Origin of the sequence: Herbaspirillum sp. B65 (genome assembly GCF_000333555.1) — a bacterium.
In the GTDB taxonomy this organism is placed as follows: domain Bacteria; phylum Pseudomonadota; class Gammaproteobacteria; order Burkholderiales; family Burkholderiaceae_D; genus Herbaspirillum; species Herbaspirillum rubrisubalbicans.
This window is the reverse complement of record NZ_BADI01000191.1, coordinates 1-6,580: the sequence shown is the minus strand read 5'-3', so window position 1 is coordinate 6,580 and position 6,580 is coordinate 1. Positions and strand designations below refer to the sequence as shown.

At 49.2% G+C, this 6,580-nt stretch carries 6 protein-coding genes and 1 pseudogene; all 7 read right to left on the bottom strand.

Going from position 1 to position 6,580, the window contains the following annotated elements; all coding sequences use genetic code 11:
* Nucleotides 1-2,218 (bottom strand): hypothetical protein (locus I5W_RS31030; RefSeq protein WP_148289036.1); only part of this gene is annotated, 2,218 nt, incomplete at its 3' end.
* 10 nt (nt 2,219-2,228) lie between these two features.
* Nucleotides 2,229-3,026 (bottom strand): PIG-L deacetylase family protein, encoded by a 798-nt coding sequence (locus tag I5W_RS29445; RefSeq protein ID WP_252716899.1) that lies wholly within the window; start codon nt 3,024-3,026, stop codon nt 2,229-2,231.
* 13 nt (nt 3,027-3,039) lie between these two features.
* Nucleotides 3,040-3,900: a GNAT family N-acetyltransferase gene (locus I5W_RS29440; RefSeq protein ID WP_083893462.1), complete on the bottom strand. Its 861-nt coding sequence runs from the start codon at nt 3,898-3,900 to the stop codon at nt 3,040-3,042.
* Nucleotides 3,897-4,262, bottom strand: a complete 366-nt coding sequence (locus I5W_RS04880) for a GtrA family protein (protein ID WP_050010615.1) — start codon at nt 4,260-4,262, stop codon at nt 3,897-3,899. Before I5W_RS04880 ends, I5W_RS29440 begins: the two co-directional genes overlap by 4 nt.
* Nucleotides 4,259-5,260, bottom strand: a complete 1,002-nt coding sequence (locus I5W_RS04875; RefSeq protein WP_044528396.1) for a glycosyltransferase family 2 protein — start codon at nt 5,258-5,260, stop codon at nt 4,259-4,261. Before I5W_RS04875 ends, I5W_RS04880 begins: the two co-directional genes overlap by 4 nt.
* Nucleotides 5,261-5,353: 93 nt before the next feature.
* Nucleotides 5,354-5,817 (bottom strand): annotated as a pseudogene (locus I5W_RS34150) (lysozyme).
* Nucleotides 5,818-5,849: 32 nt separating this feature from the next.
* On the bottom strand, nt 5,850-6,580 hold a 731-nt coding region (locus I5W_RS32345; protein ID WP_217284437.1), incomplete at its 5' end, for a hypothetical protein.

Below are 6,580 nucleotides of genomic sequence, written 5' to 3'. Positions count from 1 at the left end.
TATAGCGAGCCTGTCTTGCCCGATGAGTAGGCATCACCGCAAGTACTTGGCCGTCTGCGGGTGCCGTAACACCCTGCGCCGTCACTGGAAGCAACAAATCAATCTTTCCTGATGCCATTGCTTCCGATTCCTGCAATCCAAATACTTTCTGATACTGAACAGGCGCATCACCAATCCTATACAGTAAAAAATTACTTGCTTGACCCTCAACATATCCGTACTTCGCCATGTACTCTCGCAACAAAACATCCGGCAAATCTGAATTCACGGACATTGTCAAGATTGAAAAGCTAATTTTCTCGTTCGATATAAAATCTCTAAGCCCGTCCAAGTCTTTAACCGAACTGAATGCCTCGTTACGGAATGGTTGATACCAATTTAGATATAAAGGAACCCCCTGTAACGTTGCGCCGTAAGGCGTGCTAGGTGTGTAAAGAACTCGGGACCCCGGAGCCAATTGATTCACCCGCTTAGTAAGTAATGATGCGGGCGCATACAGACTGGTCAAAGCCTCTTTTCCCTTACTTGTAAATGCGATCCCTGCTGGAGAATTCATCATCCAGGTGATTCGAGTGAAAAACAATAAATTAGCCGCTATACATGCAATAGCAAGAAAAAAAGCGGTAGCTCGAATCGCAGGTTTTTCTTGAATAAAAAGGGCCCCAAGAAGAACTACTGCCAGCGGCATAACCGGAAACAAGTAACGCCAATACTGAGTCGCGGAAAACATTACGAGACCGAAACCCAGAACTGGTATCAATATAATTCGTAGTCCGCTGGGGGTGCCAGAACGTAACAGTGCCAACACTCCAAGAGGCAGCATTATCAAGTATTGCCAACCAGCAGTATAGTCACCTGATTCAAAGAACTCGGATGTGTGGAAAAAGGCTCTTACATAACTCGTAAGACCGAAGCCATGAATCCATCGAGAATCACTGAAATTTATGGGGTAATAATAAGGTGAAAGAAAAATGGCGTTGTAGAGGGGAAAAACTGGATTTCCAGTGAGTTTCCATGCCACCCCATAAGAATGCAAAGCAACAAAACCTAGAGGGATGAGAAGCAAAAGCGCCGTCCAGCGCAACATATGACCAGTTGGCGTCGGTGTTTCACGCTGGCTCCACCAACGCACTACCAAAGCAGCAAGGAGTGTTACACCAAGAACCGCACCTGGCAACTTTATGCTGGCGCACAACGCAGCACATGAAAGAACTCCCAATACGTGCTGACCACGCCAACCTCCATTAGCATCAATGACAAGGCGCATGCCTGCCAGCGCTAACACTGAAAGCAGTAGCTCGGTTTGTAAAGAGAAAAGAAGATTACCCATCATCGGGGTAGTAGCCATGAGCACCATCAATAACCACTGCGCCCAATTAGGGAGTTTGCAGGTGCGCAAAATTCCCGCCATAAGCAGCAGGATGGAAATTGCTAAAGCAAGGTTCATTGCGCTACGCGCGTCACCACCAGCCATCAGTGATAAACCCGCATGCAGCAGATTAGTCGTAAAAGGTACGACGGACCAAATCTGGGTGGAGACGTCGAATGAATAGCTGTGCGACGTCAGGAGTTCGGTCCAAATCCGCAGATGGTTAGCATGATCGTCAAACCCCATAGTCGGGAAACTCGCCCAGCGAAAAACCCAGCTAACCACAGCCAGGCCCGCGATCCACGCACCAAAAGGTATTGACTGCATCCACTCCTTTGCTAAAGTTGCTTGATTAAAGAGGTGTTTACGAATGTCTGAAAATCGATTAACAAGAAAAAAAGTGGGCAACAAGGAAAGAGCAATGTGCAGTGCTTGATAGTTAACCGAAAAATGCAACATCACGCCCCATGCCGCTACCCATGTGGCGGCCCCTACAATTATGGCTTCGGTAGTACTTAAAAGAGAGAGGTCCTTGCTCTGATAGAGTCTTCCAAGCACGAATGCGCCAATACTCCAAGAGCTTACCAACCACAACAGGATTGCACTATATTCAGCCAATCCGACCCCACAAACAAGCACACCAAGAATTGCAAGTAATAAACTAATGTGTGCTACCTGCGGAAATGCCACGCGGAAAACACCACCCGCTATGACCACTGCAATGACCCAAACCAATGCATCAAATGCAACAGGCGCGTCAAATGCAACAGGCCGCTGCGCCAGAAAAACCTGTGGAATAATCAGAATTCCCAGGCAAAAGCCTGTAATGACCAGTTTTTTGGGATGCATAAGTCTTTTTTTAATCTTTTTTTGATGTGGTAGGGATATCAGCAGCGGTCAAGTTAACCGACTTTTCTTCGATCAGCTGTTCGACAGCAGAACTAAGAGTGGGCCAATCAAGAAAACCTCGGCGTTCATAGTAGAGTGGCCGAACATGAGGTGGCTGAAGAATCCTATTATTGTCTACGTGCTGCAAGTTTTGAACACCGCTCCAAACATAATGGGCGCATGCGAACGGGAATAACCCAATCCAAGTGCGCCACTGTGAAGGATAGGAGAGACAAAGTCGAACATAACGAAGCCGGTCACGCCAAGGTATTGACCACCGAGTTACCAAGCCGTTCTCAGGCAGCGGGGATAGTGTGCGAAAAAAGGGACCAGAGCAGCTTCGACCATGATAGAGCGAATATTGCCAAACTCTATTTATCCATTCTCGCTTGCTGAATAACTTAACCGCGATGGCATGTACCAAGTCATGATCGGGATGACCACCCTCCCAAGCAGGTACGAAACAAACGGCAAGCATTTCATTCAAATTAATAAAATCGTTAAGCCAATCTTCGAATGCTTTAACATTTAGGTGGAGCTCACCATCTCTAATTCGGAGATGCCGTCCAACAAAAATGATGTCGGCCGCATGAACGCCCAATTTTTCTAGCACTAACCTCGACTCGGCATCACGAACGTCCGGGCAAGCAGTAGCCGCACCGTCAGTTACGTAGACACATTGAACCCTCCGACCTAGACGCAACTCCTGTTCGATTTGAGCAAACACACCAAATTCATCGTCCTGGTGAGCGAAAAGAAATAGCGCCACCGACGCATTCGTCTCAATAAGCATCAAAGTCAAGAAAACTAAAGAAAACGCTATCCGTGTCAATAGATTTAACACGCCCAGAAAGTGAGCGGTAAATTAAATTCAGTGGCGATGGACGCAACGCTTGAGGTATATCAACGTAAAGGGAGCCACGACGGGCAATTGGCGGAATCATGCCAATGAACAGCCTTAGTGGCGATGTGAGACTGTCTTTCGTGTGAACCAGATCATTGGCAATCGATGCTGCACTAACCTCCGCTGTGGCAAGGCAGGCACCACCTAACAAAGCTGGTGTCAAGAAAATTTTGCGGTCATCTTTTGCGTAGACTGCTACCCTTCTAACCGGGGAAGCGCAACGCCAAGCCAGCGCATTCGAACTCCAAGAACGCCTGAAATGCAACCCTTCAAGGCTATTAAAATCAATTCCCAAAGCTCCCACACCCACCATAGCCTGTAACGGACCAACCAGCTGAAACTTCAACTTTCGAATAAATCCGGGCGTGCTGTTCGCATTGGCAACACCATAAACACAGTCATAGCCTAACGCCGCACCAGCCTCATAGGTACGTTCTGCTAACTGAGTAAAAAGACCTTTACCTTGATAGTCAGGATGCGTAGCTGTATTGAGCGATAACAAGACTCTTACCTGCTGGCCATAAACCTGAGCTAGAGCAGGAATGCAGACATAATGCGCGGCAAGTCGATCACCATCGCGAGCATCAAATCCGACTACTTCGCCATCAGGGTTGCAACGATACAACCAGTCAAGGTATTCACGGTTGTACTTGTTTGCAGTCGGGAAGCATTTAGCGAAAAGTGCTGTGTACTCAGAATAAGCCGCCTCGTCACACCTGACAGGATAGAACTCAATCATTTATAAACCCAGTTTTTGCTAAGAAAAAAACCATTTACAGCCACCACTGGCAGTGAAATTAGTTTACCCAAGAGGGGCTCATTGAGCGTTATCTGAAAGAGATGAACGATGAGCAGGGTCGTGAAGTAATTAATAAAGACTACTGTCACGAATCGCACAAGAACACTATGCGAGTATTCCGCGCCGAAAGTAACACGGGTGTGCAGCGAGAAGTTTGCTAGCAGCCCAACAAAAAAACCCAGCGTCGCAGCTACAAGATAATAAACCCCAACCCAGATCAACAACTGCATTAACCCAATATCGATCAGGGCGGTGATAGCACCGACAATTATAAATGTTAGGAAACTCTTAGAGATGATCACTGCTTCCGTCCTGCAAATTGACTTTTTTTGCTTATAGTCCGCCGAGGCACGGACGAAATATCGTATGAACAAAATGCCAAAACAAATTGCAATCCTGTAAGGATCGGAGTGATTGCGAGCATTACTGTCCCTGCAGGAGTTGAGACACCAGCCTGTGCCGAATGGATCCAGTGGTATCCACCATAAATCGAGCCAAATACAAGCAAAACCAGGCCAACCGGTAATTCGATTGAAGCAAGGGACATGTCGCGAAGATAGTAGTTATAAAAAATACGCTTCGAAAAATTCCGCACGTGCTTCACAAAAAACTCACCGATAATTTTGGAGATCTTCAAATTACTGACTTCGTCAGCGTATTTCGCAGCCATTGGCACATCAACAACCACTGCGCGAAGTGTATTTAACCTAAATAGAATGTCTGTCTCAAAGAAGTAACGTCGACTTATTTTATTGAACGGCAAATGACGAGCAACGTCAGCGTGAATGGCTGTGTAGCCATTGGTCGGATCGAAAAGGTTCCAATAGCCTGAGGAAAGCTTGCACATGAGCGAAAGCACCGCATTGCCGAAGAGACGTACTTTGGGCATTGAACGTACTTTCTCGAGATCGAAAAAGCGATTCCCCTTTGTGTAATCAGCTTCGCCATTAACAATAGGAGCCACAAAATCCATGATCAACGCCGGATCCATTTGGCCATCGCTGTCGATCTTGACCAAAATATCCATCCCATCTTCAATGGCAGCCTTGTACCCTGTCATGACGGCACCACCGACACCTTGGTTCTCGGTATGCTTGACGACAGTGACACGATCATCTTTACAGTTGGCAGCTACAAAATCACCAGAGTTATCAGGGCAGCAATCATCAACGATATAAATCCGAGCCACCTCGGGGCCAATTTCGTTGATCACACCCAAAATGTGATTGCAAGCCTTGTACGTAGGGATGACGACAGCAATTTCTTGCGAAATCTCAGCCCGTTTATTAGTATCAACCAAGCTAATTGTCCTTGATCTGTTATGGGTGACGGGTGTCAGAGTGCGTGGGATGCACTTGAAGTTAGCCATTTTAAACTGCGAAGGGGGGGGGCGTCATCCTTTCTGCATGCCTTGGCCACCCGCTTTGTGCATAGTAGTTATTGCAGCTGGCTTCAACGAGTAGGCCAAGGCCTCCGCCTTCCTTCGACGAACCAGTCCAGGTATCCTTTCACCAGCAGCCCACACCCACTTCAGCAACTCAGCGGGGACGCTTTCCTGTTCGCCACGGTTCACCTTTCGCCTCAGTGACGAGCGCTGTAACGCCCCGGCACCGGCGTTGACGGTGAAAGAGACCAGCGCGTCCAACTGCCCGTCAGTCAGAGGTACCGAGATCAGCCCAGCACAGCTCGCTCGGCGATCCTCACGTCCTTGCGCAGAGGCTCGGTGGCCTCAGCTTGCGGGATGCCCGTTGCGAACTGATCCTGTACATGTGCCAGCACGACATGCCCGTAGCCGATGGTCGGATAGCCGGCCGGGCAGATGTAAATGGTGGAACTGAAGCCTTCAAACCGTTTGATCAGGTTGAGCCCTTCCTCGGTGACGTGACGTATCAGCCGCCCCGGCGCATCTTGCTGATCTGACGGCTGCCGGACCAGAAAGACATTACTGCAGCAAACAGCGCCTGGGTTTCTTCATCCCAAGTAGCCTGCAGGGACGCTGCCAGCGTCAAGCCGTCGGTTTGCAGCAAAGTGGCTAAGGCCGATACCTTCACCACCGCAAAGACCGGGAAGAAGGCATAAGTGATGACCGGGCGCATCGAGGCCTGTAGTCCTTCCACCCATGGCGAGCCCGTAGGATGTTTGGCATAGCCGTAGAGCGCCTGGCTCTCGGCAACATCAGCCGCAATCTGGATTTCCTCCAGGCGCTGGCTGTGGCCCAGCCGCTGTTGCTCCATCTGCCGATCCAGGATCGCCAGTTCGTGTTTGCGGTCCTGGCTGTCGCGAAATAGCTTGAGGAATTCCGGGAAGGTGCTGCTGAGAAAGCCCAGCAGTGATCCAAGCAAGGTCAGCATGATCAGTGTCCCCCAAAGAACTTCAACTTGATCAGTGCGCCGGCAACCGGGTTCACGGTCTCCAGAAACAAAAACAACCGCACATGGCGGGGGCGCGATGGGGTAAAAGGATTCGCAGGTCACGGGGGGCTGGGAGTGGCCACGGTCGTTGTGCGTTGAGGAGTTTTGGTGTGCCCGGCTTTGGCCTTGCCTGATTTGCCGACCGAGATTTCCGAACGGCATACTCCAGCTTTGACCGGCCAACTGGTGGGTGACCGATCGATCAGGTA